This window comes from Pseudomonas fluorescens (genome assembly GCF_041354075.1).
In the GTDB taxonomy this organism is placed as follows: Bacteria; Pseudomonadota; Gammaproteobacteria; order Pseudomonadales; family Pseudomonadaceae; genus Aquipseudomonas; species Aquipseudomonas fluorescens_CE.
This window is the reverse complement of sequence record NZ_JARZGC010000003.1, coordinates 73,334-88,427: the sequence shown is the minus strand read 5'-3', so window position 1 is coordinate 88,427 and position 15,094 is coordinate 73,334. Positions and strand designations below refer to the sequence as shown.

The 15,094-nt window shown below is 62.1% G+C and carries 13 protein-coding genes, 3 tRNA genes and 1 riboswitch; of the genes, 14 read left to right on the top strand and 2 right to left on the bottom strand.

The genetic code is table 11. The annotated features are described in order from the left end of the window. The first annotated feature begins 243 nt into the window (after positions 1-243). The 7 genes from QIW53_RS04665 (at position 244) to astE (ending at position 8,020) form a co-directional block, all read left to right on the top strand. Positions 244-1,464: an aspartate aminotransferase family protein gene (locus QIW53_RS04665; protein WP_371048506.1), complete on the top strand. Its 1,221-nt coding sequence runs from the start codon at positions 244-246 to the stop codon at positions 1,462-1,464. Positions 1,465-1,590: 126 nt separating this feature from the next. After that, entirely contained in the window at positions 1,591-2,610 is a 1,020-nt protein-coding gene (aruF, locus tag QIW53_RS04660; protein WP_192305789.1) for an arginine/ornithine succinyltransferase subunit alpha, read from the top strand. A gap of 71 nt (positions 2,611-2,681) precedes the next feature. Next, complete coding sequence (gene astA / locus QIW53_RS04655; protein ID WP_371048505.1) at positions 2,682-3,707, top strand: arginine N-succinyltransferase; 1,026 nt, start codon at positions 2,682-2,684, stop codon at positions 3,705-3,707. Further along, positions 3,704-5,173: a succinylglutamate-semialdehyde dehydrogenase gene (astD, locus tag QIW53_RS04650; protein WP_371048728.1), complete on the top strand. Its 1,470-nt coding sequence runs from the start codon at positions 3,704-3,706 to the stop codon at positions 5,171-5,173. The genes astA and astD overlap by 4 nt, the downstream gene beginning before the upstream one ends. A gap of 167 nt (positions 5,174-5,340) precedes the next feature. Next, on the top strand, positions 5,341-6,687 hold the full coding sequence (astB, locus tag QIW53_RS04645) for an N-succinylarginine dihydrolase (protein WP_371048504.1): 1,347 nt from the start codon (positions 5,341-5,343) through the stop codon (positions 6,685-6,687). Between the two features lie 19 nt (positions 6,688-6,706). Beyond that, complete coding sequence (locus QIW53_RS04640) at positions 6,707-6,997, top strand: topoisomerase II (RefSeq protein ID WP_371048503.1); 291 nt, start codon at positions 6,707-6,709, stop codon at positions 6,995-6,997. A gap of 12 nt (positions 6,998-7,009) precedes the next feature. Further along, positions 7,010-8,020, top strand: a complete 1,011-nt coding sequence (gene astE, locus QIW53_RS04635) for a succinylglutamate desuccinylase (RefSeq protein WP_371048502.1) — start codon at positions 7,010-7,012, stop codon at positions 8,018-8,020. A gap of 139 nt (positions 8,021-8,159) precedes the next feature. On the opposite strand, the gene QIW53_RS04630 is transcribed toward astE, so the two are convergent. Next, positions 8,160-8,672 (bottom strand): 6,7-dimethyl-8-ribityllumazine synthase, encoded by a 513-nt coding sequence (locus tag QIW53_RS04630; protein ID WP_192305800.1) that lies wholly within the window; start codon positions 8,670-8,672, stop codon positions 8,160-8,162. A 102-nt stretch (positions 8,673-8,774) separates the two neighbouring features. Continuing rightward, a riboswitch (FMN riboswitch) is annotated at positions 8,775-8,945 on the bottom strand. A 65-nt stretch (positions 8,946-9,010) separates the two neighbouring features. Then, complete coding sequence (locus tag QIW53_RS04625; RefSeq protein ID WP_371048501.1) at positions 9,011-9,133, bottom strand: hypothetical protein; 123 nt, start codon at positions 9,131-9,133, stop codon at positions 9,011-9,013. On the opposite strand from QIW53_RS04625, the gene ltaE reads away from it, so the two are divergent. The 7 genes from ltaE (at position 9,132) to QIW53_RS04590 (ending at position 15,093) form a co-directional block, all read left to right on the top strand. Next, positions 9,132-10,136 (top strand): low-specificity L-threonine aldolase, encoded by a 1,005-nt coding sequence (gene ltaE, locus QIW53_RS04620; RefSeq protein WP_371048500.1) that lies wholly within the window; start codon positions 9,132-9,134, stop codon positions 10,134-10,136. The genes QIW53_RS04625 and ltaE overlap by 2 nt on opposite strands. Positions 10,137-10,282: 146 nt before the next feature. After that, entirely contained in the window at positions 10,283-12,907 is a 2,625-nt protein-coding gene (gene alaS, locus QIW53_RS04615) for an alanine--tRNA ligase (protein WP_371048499.1), read from the top strand. 91 nt (positions 12,908-12,998) lie between these two features. Further along, positions 12,999-14,240, top strand: a complete 1,242-nt coding sequence (locus QIW53_RS04610; protein ID WP_192305806.1) for an aspartate kinase — start codon at positions 12,999-13,001, stop codon at positions 14,238-14,240. A gap of 181 nt (positions 14,241-14,421) precedes the next feature. Then, a complete protein-coding gene (csrA, locus tag QIW53_RS04605) occupies positions 14,422-14,610 on the top strand; it encodes a carbon storage regulator CsrA (RefSeq protein WP_002554426.1) in 189 nt (62 codons plus the stop codon). Between the two features lie 62 nt (positions 14,611-14,672). After that, positions 14,673-14,763: transfer RNA gene (locus QIW53_RS04600), tRNA-Ser, on the top strand. Between the two features lie 108 nt (positions 14,764-14,871). Then, positions 14,872-14,948: transfer RNA gene (locus QIW53_RS04595), tRNA-Arg, on the top strand. 71 nt (positions 14,949-15,019) lie between these two features. Next, positions 15,020-15,093, top strand: a tRNA-Arg gene (locus tag QIW53_RS04590). Position 15,094: the final 1 nt, after the last annotated feature.

The following is a 15,094-nucleotide window of genomic DNA, read 5'->3' as shown; positions in this document are numbered from 1 at the left end:
GTACATAGTTATCGGATCGACAGGGCGCTGAAATGAAATCGGCGCGACCCTGCCTCTCGACCCGTCCGCAGTTTAAACTGCGCCTTTGCGACGCTATATGTCGCATTGCCGTAAACCCGGCTGAAACCGGGGTTTGCGCTATAAGAAGTTGTCGCTTGGCGACAAGGCCGGGCTGAAAACTGTCCTTACAATCCTCACCAAGCTCGCCAGTTTCAGGCGAGTGTTCCTCTTCAGGAGACTCCGATGTCCGTTGAGCACGCTGCGGTAGAACGCGCCGATTTCGACCAGGTAATGGTTCCCAACTACGCGCCTGCCGCTTTCATTCCGGTACGTGGCGCCGGTTCCCGTGTCTGGGACCAGTCCGGTCGCGAGCTGATCGACTTCGCTGGCGGGATTGCCGTCAACGTACTGGGCCATGCGCACCCGGCGCTGGTCGGTGCCTTGACCGAACAGGCGAACAAGCTGTGGCATGTGTCGAACGTGTTCACCAACGAGCCGGCCCTGCGCCTGGCCCACAAGCTGATCGACGCGACCTTCGCCGAGCGTGCCTTCTTCTGCAACTCCGGCGCCGAAGCCAACGAGGCCGCGCTCAAGCTGGCCCGTCGTGTCGGGTTTGACCGTGCGGGCAGCGAGAAGTACGAGATCATCGCGACCGTCAACAGCTTCCACGGCCGCACCCTGTTCACCGTGAACGTCGGTGGCCAGCCGAAGTATTCCGACGGCTTCGGTCCGAAGATCACCGGCATCACCCACGTACCGTATAACGATCTGGCGGCGCTCAAAGCGGCCATTTCCGACAAGACCTGCGCGGTGATCATCGAACCGATCCAGGGCGAGAGCGGCGTGATTCCGGCCGAACTCGACTACCTGCAAGGCGCCCGTGACCTGTGCAACGCCCACGACGCGCTGCTGATCTTCGACGAAGTGCAGACCGGCATGGGCCGCACCGGCCACCTGTTCGCCTACCAGCATTACGGCGTGATCCCGGACATCCTGACCAGCGCCAAGAGCCTGGGCGGTGGTTTCCCGATCGCGGCGATGCTCACCACCGACGCGCTGGCCAAGCACCTGGTGGTCGGCACTCACGGCACCACCTACGGCGGCAACCCGCTGGCGTGCGCCGTGGGCGAAGCGGTGATCGACGTGGTCAACACCCCTGAAGTGCTGGCGGGCGTGAAGGCCAAGCACGAAAAATTCAAGGCGCGCCTGCTGCAGATCGGCGAAAAATACGGCCTGTTCAACCAGGTGCGCGGCATGGGCCTGCTGATCGGCTGTGTGCTGACCGATGCCTGGAAAGGCAAGGCCAAGGACATCTTCAACGCCGCTGAAAAAGAAGGCCTGATGATCCTGCAAGCCGGCCCGGACGTGGTGCGTTTTGCCCCGAGCCTGGTGGTCGAAGACGCCGACATCGATGCCGGCCTGGACCGCTTCGAACGCGCGGCGGCCAAACTGACGCAAGCCTGATGGACCGTTCGGCGCCCGAAGATTCGGGCGCCGATCCCAATGTCATGCCGGGCCGATTTTCCTACGGAAGTTCAAAAGTCGGCCCGGCTTGTTTTTCTCAAAGAGTTTTAAGAAAGGAGTGACACCATGCTGGTGATGCGCCCCGCGCAAATGGCTGATCTGGGCGAGGTACAGCGTCTGGCTGCGGACAGTCCGATTGGTGTCACTTCCCTGCCGGATGACGTTGAACGCCTGAGCGACAAGATCGCCGCGAGCGAAGCGTCGTTCGCCGCCGAAGTCAGCTTCAATGGCGAAGAGACCTATTTCTTCGTCCTCGAAGACACCGACACCGGCAAGCTCGCCGGCTGCTCGGCCATTGTCGCTTCGGCCGGTTACTCCGAGCCGTTCTACAGTTTCCGCAATGAAACCTTCGTGCACGCCTCCCGCGAGCTGAAGATTCACAACAAGATCCACGTGCTCTCCCAATGCCACGACCTGACCGGCAACAGCCTGCTGACCAGTTTCTATGTGACGCGCGACCTGGTGGGTTCGCCCTGGGCCGAACTCAACTCCCGTGGCCGCCTGCTGTTCGTGGCCAGTCATCCGGAGCGCTTCGCCGATTCGGTGGTGACCGAGATCGTCGGCTACAGCGATGAAAACGGCGACTCGCCGTTCTGGGACGCCATCGGCCGCAACTTCTTCGACCTCAACTACGCCGAAGCCGAGCGCCTGTGCGGGCTCAAGAGCCGTACTTTCCTGGCCGAGCTGATGCCGCATTACCCGATCTACGTGCCCCTCTTGCCCGACTCGGCGCAAGAGGCCATGGGCCAGGTGCACCCGCGGGCGCAGATCACCTTCGACATCCTGATGCGCGAAGGCTTCGAGACCGATCACTACATCGACATTTTCGACGGCGGCCCGACCCTGCATGCGCGTGTTTCGGGGATCCGTTCGATTGCCCAGAGCCGCGTGGTGCCGGTGAAAATCGGCGAGACGGTCAAAGGGGTCGGCCGCCAGTACCTGGTGGCCAACGCCCAGTTGCAGGATTACCGCGCCGTGTTGCTCGAGCTCGATTACGCGCCGGGCAAGCCCGTGACCCTGGATCTGCAAGCGGCCGAAGCCCTGGGCGTCGGTGAGGGTGCCAGCGTGCGCCTGGTGGCGGTTTAACGCCTGCTTGCCAACCTGGAAAGCAGCAAGAGTTTCGCGGGTGGCGCAAGCGGCCCGTTTGAGGAGATAGCATGATCGTTCGTCCCGTACGCAGCAGCGATTTACCCGCTCTGATCGACCTGGCCCGCAGCACCGGCACCGGCCTGACCACCTTGCCGGCCAACGAAGAGCGCCTGACCCATCGGGTCGGCTGGGCCGAGAAGACCTTTCGCGGCGAAGCCGGGCGCGGCGATGCGGATTACCTGTTCGTGCTCGAGGATGACGAGGGCCGCGTGGTGGGCATTTCCGCCATCGCCGGCGCCGTGGGCCTGCGTGAGCCCTGGTACAACTTCCGGGTCGGGCTGACCGTCAGCGCCTCCCAGGAGCTGAACATCTACCGCGAAATTCCGACGCTGTTCCTGGCCAACGACCTGACCGGCAACTCGGAGTTGTGCTCGCTGTTCCTGCACGCCGATCACCGCACCGGCCTCAACGGCCGCATGCTGTCCAAGGCGCGGTTCATGTTCATCGCCGAATTCCCGCAACTGTTCGGCAACAAGATCATTGCCGAAATGCGCGGCGTGTCCGATGACGCCGGGCGTTCGCCGTTCTGGGAAAGCCTGGGCCGGCACTTCTTCAAGATGGAATTCAGCCAGGCGGATTACCTGACCGGCGTCGGCAACAAGGCGTTCATCGCCGAACTCATGCCGAAATTCCCGCTGTACACCTGCTTCCTGTCGCCGGACGCGCGCAACGTGATCGGCCAGGTCCATCCGGACACCGAGCCGGCGCTGTCGATGCTGCGCAGCGAAGGGTTCAGCTACCAGGGTTACGTCGACATTTTCGACGCCGGCCCGGCCATCGAATGCGAAACCACCAAGATTCGTGCCGTGCGCGACAGTCAGGCGCTGGTGCTGGCCATCGGCACGCCGGGCGACGACGCCACGCCGTTCATCATTCATAACCGCAAGCGCGAAGACTGCCGGATCACTGCCGCACCCGCACGCTTCGCCGCCGGCACGCTGGTGGTTGATCCGCTGACCGCCAGGCGCCTGCAACTCACCGCCGGCGACCAGGTGCGCGCCGTTCCGTTGTCCGCTGCACGGGAGACCAAATAATGAATTCGCTCTACATCGCAGGTGAATGGCTGGCCGGCCAAGGCGAAGCCTTCCAATCGCTGAACCCGGTGACCCAGCAAGTGCTGTGGGCGGGCGAGGGCGCTACCGCCGCCCAGGTCGAGTCGGCCGTGCAGGCGGCGCGTCAGGCCTTTCCGGGCTGGGCACGCCGCACCCTGGAAGAGCGTATCTCGGTGCTGGAGGCCTTTGCCGCCGCGCTGAAAACCCACGCCGACGAGCTGGCCCGCACCATCGGTGAGGAAACCGGTAAACCCTTGTGGGAATCGGCGACGGAAGTGACCAGCATGGTCAACAAGATCGCGATTTCGGTGCAGAGCTACCGCGAACGCACCGGCGAGAAGAGCGGCCCGCTGGGTGACGCCACCGCCGTGTTGCGCCACAAGCCCCACGGCGTGGTCGCGGTGTTCGGTCCCTACAACTTCCCCGGTCACTTGCCCAACGGTCACATCGTGCCGGCGCTGCTGGCCGGCAACAGCGTGTTGTTCAAGCCCAGCGAGCTGACGCCTAAAGTCGCCGAGCTGACGGTCAAGTGCTGGATCGAAGCCGGCCTGCCGGCCGGCGTGCTGAACCTGCTGCAAGGCGCTCGGGAAACCGGGATTGCCCTGGCGGCGAACCCGGGGATCGACGGCCTGTTCTTCACCGGCTCCAGCCGTACCGGCAATCATCTGCACAACCAGTTCGCCGGCCGTCCGGACAAGATCCTCGCGCTGGAAATGGGCGGCAACAACCCGCTGGTGGTCGATGAGGTCGCCGACGTGGACGCGGCGGTCTACACCATCATCCAGTCGGCATTCATCTCCGCTGGCCAGCGTTGCACCTGTGCGCGGCGCCTGCTGGTGCCGCAAGGCGCCTGGGGCGATGCCCTGCTGGCGCGGCTGGTGGCGGTCAGTTCGACTCTTGAGGTCGGCGCCTTCGATCAGCAACCGCCGCCCTTCATGGGCTCGGTGATTTCCCTGGGGGCGGCCAAGGCCTTGATGGATGCGCAGGCGCATCTGCTGGCCAGCGGCGCGGTGGCCTTGCTGGAAATGACCCAGCCCCAGGCCCAGGCGGCGCTGCTGACGCCGGGCATTCTGGACGTGACCGCCGTGGCCGAGCGTCCGGATGAGGAGCTGTTCGGGCCATTGCTGCAAGTGATCCGCTACGCTGATTTTGAAGCGGCGATTGCTGAAGCCAACGACACCGCCTATGGCCTGGCGGCCGGTTTGCTGTCGGACTCCGAAGCGCGTTACCAGCAGTTCTGGCTGGAAAGCCGCGCCGGCATCGTCAACTGGAACAAGCAACTGACGGGGGCTGCGAGCAGCGCGCCGTTCGGCGGCGTCGGCGCCTCGGGTAACCACCGTGCCAGCGCCTACTATGCGGCGGATTACTGCGCATACCCGGTGGCCTCGCTGGAGACGCCGAGCCTGGTGTTGCCTGCCACTTTGACGCCTGGCGTGAAGATGGCCTGACGGCCAGTCGCGAGCAGGCTCGCTCCCACGATGATCGGGGTGTCCACAAGTGGTGTGAACACCTCAACCCTCCCTGTGGGAGCGAGCCTGCTCGCGATGGCCGCGACGCGGTCTTAACCAATTGTCACCTGATGCCTATAACAACAGATTCTCGTGGAGCCTCGCTGATGAAATCCTGTGAAGTCAATTTTGACGGTCTAGTGGGGCCGACCCATAACTACGGCGGTTTGTCCTACGGCAACGTCGCGTCCCAGAGCAACAGCCAGCAGTCTTCGAACCCGAAGGAAGCCGCGCTGCAGGGCTTGGCGAAAATGAAAGCGTTGATGGACATGGGCTTTCAGCAGGGCGTGCTGGCGCCGCAGGAGCGTCCGGACGTCGCCGCCCTGCGTCGCCTGGGCTTCAGCGGCACCGATGCGCAAGTGATCGAGCGGGCCGCCCGGGAGGCGATGCCGTTGCTGGTTGCCAGTTGCTCGGCCTCGAGCATGTGGGTGGCCAACGCCGCCACGGTCAGCCCGAGTGCCGACACTGCCGACGGCCGAGTGCATTTCACCGCCGCCAACCTCAACTGCAAATATCACCGCAGCATCGAACACCCGACCACCAGTCGCGTGCTGGGAGCGATGTTCGCCAATCAGCAGCACTTCGCTCACCACGCGGCGTTGCCGGCGGTGGCGCAGTTCGGTGACGAGGGCGCGGCCAACCACACGCGCTTCTGCCGTGACTATGGCGAAGCCGGCGTCGAGTTCTTCGTGTTCGGTCGCAGCGCCTTCGATACCCGCTACCCGGCGCCGCAGAAATACCCGGCTCGCCAGACGCTCGAAGCCTCCCAGGCAGTGGCCCGGCTGCACGGCCTGAAGGATGAAGGCGTCGTCTACGCCCAGCAGAATCCGTTGGTGATCGATCAAGGCGTGTTCCATAACGACGTGATCGCCGTCGGCAACGGCGAAGTGCTGTTCTATCACGAGGATGCGTTCCTCGAGACCGACAAGATGCTGGCCGAGTTGCAGGCCAAGCTCGCCAAGGTCGGCGGGAAGTTTCAGTCAGTGTGCGTGCCGCGTTCGGCGGTCACGGTGGAAGACGCGGTGCGCTCCTACCTGTTCAACAGCCAGTTGTTGTCGCGCCCGGACGGCTCGATGCTGTTGATCGTGCCGCAGGAGTGCCAGGGCAACGAACGGGTCTGGCAATACCTGCAAAGCCTGACCAGCTCCGGCGGCCTGATCCGCGAGGTCAAGGTCTTCGATCTCAAGCAGAGCATGCAGAACGGCGGTGGCCCGGCGTGCCTGCGTCTGCGCGTCGCGCTCAATGAAACCGAGCTGGCAGCCGTCAACCCAGGGGTTATCATGACCGCGCCGTTGTACGACACGCTGACCCAATGGGTTGAAAAGCACTACCGCGACCGCATGACCGAAAACGATCTGGCGGACCCGCAATTGCTGCTTGAGTGCCGGACGGCACTGGATGAACTGACACAAATCCTTAAACTGGGCGCGGTTTATCCTTTCCAGATCAATTGAAGTCGAGAGCGTAAAAAACATGAGCGATACCCTGCAGCTGATCCTTGAAGACACCGACGGCACGCAACTGGAAACCTCCTGCACCCGCGTCGCGGTTCTGTGGCAAGGCAAGGAGCTGTGGATCCAGCAGGACGGCCGCGGTCAGTTGCTGATCGGTGTGGACGTCGAAGAAGGTGACGCTGAATACGCCAACCTGCTGTTGCGTCCATTGGCGACTAATCTGGTCAGTCTGCAACTGGAAATGGAACCGGCCGAGCTCGGCGACGACGACGGTCACGTTCACGGCCCGGATTGCAACCACGACCATTAAGGAAACCGCTCTATGCTCGCCCTCGGCAAACTGCTTGAACTGACCCTCGCCGGTCGTGAACCGGCGGAGAAGACTCAACTGACTGTCGAAGGCGTGCGCATGCGCTGGTTGAGCGAAGGCGCGCTGGAAGTCCGGCCGCCGCAGGCGCGTGACAACGGCCTGGACCTGCTGCTGTCAGCGGGGATCCATGGCAATGAAACAGCACCGGTCGAGTTGCTTGATCGGCTGCTGCATGACATCGCTCGCGGCGACCTGAAGCCGCGTGCCCGTATCCTGTTCCTGTTCGGCAACCCGGAAGCGATTCGCAAGGGCGAGCGTTTCGTCGAGCAGGACGTCAATCGGCTGTTCAACGGCCGTCACGAGCAAAGCAGCGGCTCCGAAGCCCTGCGCGCCTGCGAGCTGGAGCGCCTGGCGGCGAGTTTCTTCAGCCTACCGGACCGCGAGCGCCTGCACTACGACCTGCACACGGCGATTCGTGGCTCGAAGATCGAGCAGTTCGCGCTGTACCCCTGGAAAGAAGGCCGCCAGCATTCCCGCCGGGAACTGGCGCGTTTACACGCCGCGGGCATGGAAGCGGTGCTGTTGCAGAACAAGCCGTCCATCGTCTTCAGCGCCTACACCTACGACAAGCTGGGGGCGGAGTCCTTCACCCTGGAACTGGGCAAGGCGCGGCCGTTCGGCCAGAACGCGGGGGTCAACGTGAGCCTGCTGGAAACCCGCCTCAAGCAGATCATCGAAGGCAACGAACCGGCGCTCGAAGAGGCGTCGCTGGACGGTTTGCAGCTGTTCAGCGTGGCGCGGGAAATCATCAAGCACAGTGACAGCTTCCGCCTGAACCTGCCGGCGGACATCGAGAATTTTTCCGAGTTGGAACCGGGTTACCTGCTGGCCGAAGACATCGCCCAGACGCGCTGGATCATCGAGGAAGAGGGCGCTCGCATCATTTTCCCCAACCCCAAGGTCAAGAACGGCCTGCGCGCCGGCATCCTGATCGTCCCGGCCACGGATGAAAATCTGGCCTGATTCACGCGCTCGCCTCTTCTGTAGGAGCGAGCATGCTCGCGATGGACGCCCGGGCACCGCGGGCTTCCAGTTAGCCAGCGTCATCGTTGACGACCATCGCGAGCATGCTCGCTCCTACAGTTAAATGGGCGTCGGGTGCTTAGACCGCCACCGCCCGCGGCTCACTGCGACGCAGTGCCCGTACCTTGCTCAGCGTATCGGCACAGGTTTTCGCTGCTTCCTGGCCCTTGTGCACGAAGTGCTCGAAGAAAAATGTGTGGTGCAGCTCTTCACCGGCATGGAAATGGTGCGGGGTCAGGGACACCGAGAACACCGGCACTTCGGTTTCCAACTGGACCTGCATCAGGCCGCTGACCACCGACTGGGCGACGAATTCGTGACGGTAGATCCCGCCATCCACCACCAGCGCGGCGGCGACGATGCCGGCGTAACGGCCGGTCTTGGCCAGCAGCTTGGCGTGCAGAGGCATCTCGAAGGCGCCGCCGACTTCGAAGAAGTCGATGTCCGATTCCTGGTAACCCTGGGCGATCATTTCGGCGACGAAGCCTTTACGGCTTTGGTCGACAATATCCTTGTGCCAGCAGGCCTGGATGAACGCAACGCGCTCGCCCTGAGGGTGTTTGCTTTTGCTGTCGATTGCGGTGGGTTGCATGTTCTGACTCCTGTTTAAATAAAAAACAGGGCATATGAATCGAAGGGGATCTAAGGGTACGCACACTCGCACGGATGCCTGCGCACGGCCCTTTGGCGTCAATCCCGTTCTCTCTTCATCCGGACTGTGACCGTCGGCCCCGGAATCACACCGGGTCTGCTGACCTTGTCGCCAGGCACCGCCGAAGCCGTGCTGCCGCCAAGCGCTCGCGGGCTATGCGCATTGCGCGCAATTACCGCCGGTGGGGAGTTGCACCCCGCCCTGAGAACGTTTTGCCGTCAGAATGTCTGGCGGCGCTGCGTTTTTAACACATCTTTCCTGCCTGTGCATCGATGCTTTCAGATGATTGCCATCGATTTTTTTGTTGATTCAGGCGCGCCCAAGGGTTGATTAATGCGCAGGATGACCGCAGTAATCCCACCTTGATCCTTCTTTTTCCCTGCTACCGAGGCCAGATTCATGAGCGTTATCGATCTTCGCAGCGACACCGTCACCCAACCGACTCCAGGGATGCTCGACGCAATGGCCAGGGCGGCCACGGGGGACGACGTCTATGGCGAAGACCCGACGGTCAATCGGCTGGAAGCCGAGCTGGCGCAACGGCTGGGTTTTGCCGCGGCGCTGTTCGTGCCGACGGGCACCATGAGCAACCTGCTGGGCTTGATGGCGCATTGCGAGCGGGGCGAGGAATACATCGTTGGCCAGCAGGCACACACCTACAAGTACGAAGGCGGTGGCGCGGCGGTGCTCGGATCGATCCAGCCACAGCCGCTGGAAGTGCAGGCCGACGGTTCGCTGGACCTGGCCCAGGTGGCGGCGGCGATCAAGCCGGACGACTTCCACTTCGCCCGTACCCGCTTGCTGGCGCTGGAAAACACCATGCAGGGCAAGGTGCTGCCGCTCGACTACCTGGCCAGGGCGCGGCGGTTTACCCGCGAACAGGGCTTGCAACTGCATCTGGACGGCGCGCGCCTGTATAACGCGGCGGTCAAGCTCGGGGTGGATGCCCGCGAGATCGCCCAGCATTTCGATTCGGTGTCGGTTTGCCTGTCCAAGGGCCTGGGTGCGCCGGTGGGCTCGGTGTTGTGCGGCTCGAGCGAACTGATCGCCAAGGCCCGACGCCTGCGCAAGATGGTCGGGGGTGGCATGCGCCAGGCCGGGCTGCTGGCCGCTGCGGGGCTGTACGCGCTGGACCACAACGTCGAGCGCCTGGCCGACGACCATGCCAACGCGCAATGGCTGGCCGAGGGCCTGCGCGAAGCCGGTTACGACGTCGAACCGGTACAGACCAACATGGTGTACGTGCAGATCGGCGACCGGGCCGCAGCGCTCAAGGCCTTTGCCGCCGAACGCGGTGTGAAGCTCAGCGCGGCCGCCCGTCTGAGAATGGTCACCCACATGGACGTCAGCCGCGCCCAAATCGAGCAAGTCGTCGCGACATTCGTCGAGTTTTCGCGTAACTGATCGCGTTAGCCGTCCAATTGACCGTTTCTATCGTATAAACACGCTGTACCCCGCGCGCAGGGCCGATATAATGCGGCCCTTTGCCGTCGCTTCGTCTGTTGACGTTTCGAACAGGCCTTTGGCCGCAGCCTCCGTGGAAGAACCTAATGAAAAGCGCAGAAATCCGTGAAGCCTTCCTTCGCTTCTTCGAAGAGCAAGGCCACACCCGTGTAGCCTCCAGCTCTTTGATTCCGGGCAACGACCCAACCCTGCTGTTCACCAACGCGGGGATGAACCAGTTCAAGGACTGCTTCCTGGGCCAGGAAAAGCGCGCGTACACCCGCGCCGTCAGCAGTCAGAAATGCGTGCGCGCCGGCGGCAAGCACAACGATCTGGAAAACGTCGGTTATACCGCCCGTCACCACACCTTCTTCGAAATGCTGGGTAACTTCAGCTTCGGCGATTACTTCAAGCGCGATGCCATCACTTATGCCTGGACCTTCCTGACGTCCGACAAGTGGTTGAACCTGCCGAAAGAAAAGCTCTGGGTCACCGTCTACGCCAGCGATGACGAGGCCTACGACATCTGGACCAAGGAAGTCGGTGTGCCGGCCGAGCGCATGGTCCGTATCGGCGACAACAAGGGCGCGCCGTACGCCTCCGACAACTTCTGGACCATGGGCGATACCGGCCCGTGCGGTCCTTGCACCGAGATTTTCTTCGACCACGGCGCCGACATCTGGGGCGGCCCGCCGGGCTCGCCGGAAGAAGACGGCGACCGCTACATCGAAATCTGGAACAACGTGTTCATGCAGTTCAACCGCACCGCCGATGGCGTGTTGCACCCGCTGCCAGCGCCGTCGGTGGACACCGGCATGGGCCTGGAGCGCATCAGTGCCGTGCTGCAGCACGTTCACTCGAACTATGAAATCGACCTGTTCCAGAGCCTGCTGAACGCTTCGGCCAAGGCCATCGGCTGCACCAACGACGCCCAGGCGTCGCTGAAAGTGGTGGCCGACCACATCCGTTCCTGCGGTTTCCTGATCGCCGACGGCGTGCTGCCGTCCAACGAGGGCCGTGGCTACGTGCTGCGCCGGATCATCCGTCGCGCCTGCCGTCACGGCAACAAGCTGGGGGCCAAGGGCAGCTTCTTCTTCCAGATCGTCGCGGCCCTGGTCGCCGAGATGGGCGAAGCCTTCCCCGAGCTGAAATCCCAGCAGGCGCACATCGAGCGCGTGCTCAAAGCCGAGGAAGAGCAGTTCGCCAAGACCCTGGAGCAGGGCCTGAAGATCCTCGAGCAGGATCTGGCCGAGCTCAAAGGCGACGTGGTACCGGGCGACGTGGTGTTCAAGCTCTACGACACCTACGGCTTCCCGATGGACCTGACCGGCGACATCGCCCGCGAACGCAACCTGACCCTCGACGAAGCGGGCTTCGAGCGCGAAATGGAAGCCCAGCGCGTGCGTGCCCGCTCCGCCAGTTCGTTCGGCATGGACTACAACAGCCTGGTCAAGGTTGACGTGGACACCGAATTCACCGGCTACAAGGCCACTAGCGGCTCGGCGAAAGTCGTCGCTCTCTACAAGGACGGGCAATCGGTCGACGTCTTGAATGAAGGCGAAGAGGGCGTGGTCGTGCTCGACCAGACGCCGTTCTACGCCGAATCCGGTGGCCAGATCGGCGACTGCGGTTTCATTCAGGCCGGTAACGGCCGCTTCGACGTGCGCGACACCACCAAGACCGGTGGCGCGTTCCTGCACCACGGTGTGCAGGCACTGGGCAGCCTGACCGTTGCTGCGCCGGTTGAAACCCAGGTTGAAGCCGACGTCCGTCACGCCACGTCGCTGAACCACTCGGCCACGCACCTGCTGCACGCCGCGTTGCGCAAAGTGCTGGGCGAACATGTTCAGCAGAAAGGCTCGCTGGTCGACAGTCAGCGCCTGCGCTTCGACTTCAGCCACTTCGAAGCGATCAAACCTGAGCAGATCAAGGCGCTGGAAGACATCGTCAACGCCGAGATCCGCAAGAATTCCGCCGTTGAAACCGAAGAAACCGACATCGACACCGCCAAGAAAAAAGGCGCCATGGCGCTGTTCGGCGAAAAGTATGGCGACAACGTGCGCGTGCTGAGCATGGGCGGTGATTTCTCCGTCGAGCTGTGCGGCGGCATTCACGCCAACCGTACCGGCGACATTGGCCTGCTGAAAATTATCAGCGAAGGCGGTGTGGCCGCCGGTGTGCGGCGGATCGAGGCGGTCACCGGTGCTGCGGCACTGGCCTACCTGAACGCCGCAGAAGAACAACTCAAGGAAGCGGCCAGTCTGGTCAAGGGCAGCCGCGACAACCTGATCGACAAGCTGTCGGCTGTGCTGGAGCGCAACCGTCTGCTGGAGAAGCAACTCGAGCAGTTGCAGGCCAAGGCGGCCAGCGCGGCGGGCGACGATCTGTCGGCCTCTGCCCTGGACGTCAAGGGTGTGAAGGTGCTGGCCGTGCGTCTGGACGGTCAGGACGGCAAGGCGCTGCTGGCGCTGGTCGATCAACTGAAAAACAAACTCGGCCGCGCAGTGATCCTGCTCGGCAGTGTCCATGAGGAAAAGGTCGTTCTGGTTGCAGGCGTAACCAAGGACCTGACTGGCCAACTCAAAGCCGGTGATTTGATGAAGCAGGCCGCTGCGGCAGTGGGCGGGAAGGGTGGTGGTCGTCCGGACATGGCGCAAGGCGGCGGTACCGACGCCGGCGCACTGGATGCCGCACTGGCCCTGACCGTTCCGTTTGTAGAGCAGGGTTTATAAGGCAGCGTGCCCGGCCCGCCGTCCAGTGGCGGGCCGGCTCGCTGTTTGAGTGATTATTTGGGCGCCCTTCATGGGCAGAGGCGGCTTTGAAATGGCTTTGATCGTACAGAAATTTGGAGGCACCTCGGTCGGCACTGTCGAGCGAATCGAGCAGGTTGCCGACAAGGTCAAGAAATTCCGCGATGCTGGCGATGACCTGGTGGTCGTGCTGTCTGCAATGAGCGGGGAAACCAACCGTCTGATCGATCTGGCCAAGCAAATCAGTGGCGAAGATCAGCCGGTTCCCCGTGAACTGGATGTGATCGTCTCCACCGGCGAGCAGGTGACGATCGCACTGTTGGCCATGGCGCTGATCAAGCGCGGCGTGCCGGCGGTGTCCTACACCGGCAACCAGGTACGGATCCTGACGGACAGCGCTCACAATAAAGCGCGTATCTTGCAGATTGATGACCAGAAAATTCGCGGTGACCTGAAGGCCGGTCGCGTGGTGGTGGTCGCCGGTTTCCAGGGCGTCGACGAGCACGGCAACATCACCACTCTGGGTCGCGGCGGTTCCGACACCACCGGCGTGGCGCTGGCGGCAGCCCTGAAGGCTGACGAATGCCAGATCTACACCGACGTCGATGGCGTCTACACCACCGACCCGCGTGTGGTGTCCGTGGCTCAACGCCTGGACAAGATCACCTTCGAGGAGATGCTGGAAATGGCCAGCCTCGGTTCCAAGGTGCTGCAGATCCGCGCGGTCGAGTTTGCCGGCAAGTACAACGTTCCGCTGCGCGTACTGCACAGCTTCAAGGAGGGTCCGGGCACCCTCATTACTATCGATGAAGAGGAAACCATGGAACAGCCGATCATTTCCGGCATCGCTTTCAACCGCGATGAAGCCAAGCTGACCATCCGTGGCGTGCCAGACACCCCGGGCGTTGCATTCAAGATTCTCGGCCCGATCAGCGCCGCGAACATCGAAGTCGACATGATCGTGCAGAACGTTGCGCACGATAACACCACCGACTTCACCTTCACCGTGCACCGCAACGATTACCAGGCCGCCCAGGGCGTGCTGGAAAACACCGCGCGTGAAATCGGTGCCCGTGAAGTGGTCGGCGACACCAAGATCGCCAAGGTGTCGATCGTCGGTGTCGGTATGCGCTCCCACGCGGGTGTGGCCAGCCGCATGTTCGAGTCCCTGGCCAAGGAAAGCATCAACATCCAGATGATCTCGACCTCGGAAATCAAGGTGTCCGTGGTGATCGAAGAGAAATACCTGGAGCTGGCTGTGCGCGCTCTGCACACGGCTTTCGAACTGGACGCACCGGCCCGCCAGGGCGAGTGATGCGTTGCCGAAAGGGCGCGGTCTGACCGCGCCCTTTTGTTTTTTTGATGGCGCAGCCTTTCTTTTGCCTGCGCTGGTCAATACTCAGGCAGGTAGGGCTGCGATCGTTCAGGTCGCAGTGCGAATGCCTTTTTTTTGCAGACTGTTGTCCCTGAAAAATGAAATGCGTGAGGAGATAGGTATGCTGATTCTGACTCGTCGGTGCGCAGAAAGCCTGATTATCGGTGATGGCGAAATCACCGTGACCGTGCTCGGCGTCAAAGGAAATCAAGTACGCATTGGTGTCAACGCGCCAAAAGAGGTGGCGGTGCACCGTGAAGAAATTTACCTGCGTATCAAGAAAGAGAAGGACGAAGAACCAAGCCATTAATTTTTATCGTTTTTTATGTTTGCAAACGGGGAAGAAGCTGGTTAATATACGCCCCGTGTTGCGGAGAGCTGGCCGAGTGGCCGAAGGCGCTCCCCTGCTAAGGGAGTACACCTCAAAAGGGTGTCGGGGGTTCGAATCCCCCGTTCTCCGCCATTATTCGCTTAGTACGTTGTAATCTGGCTTCTTCGGTAAGTTGTTGAAATTACTAGAAAAAAGCGCTTTACAAAAAGATTCGACGGCCTATAATGCGCGGCAACAAATGCACTCGTAGCTCAGCTGGATAGAGTACTCGGCTACGAACCGAGCGGTCACAGGTTCGAATCCTGTCGAGTGCACCATTTAAGAGTTGTTTGCAGTGATGCAAATGACTTGGCTTCAACCAGTTGTGATCTGGTATAAAACCACACATGCACTCGTAGCTCAGCTGGATAGAGTACTCGGCTACGAACCGAGCGGTCACAGGTTCGAATCCTGTCGAGTGCAC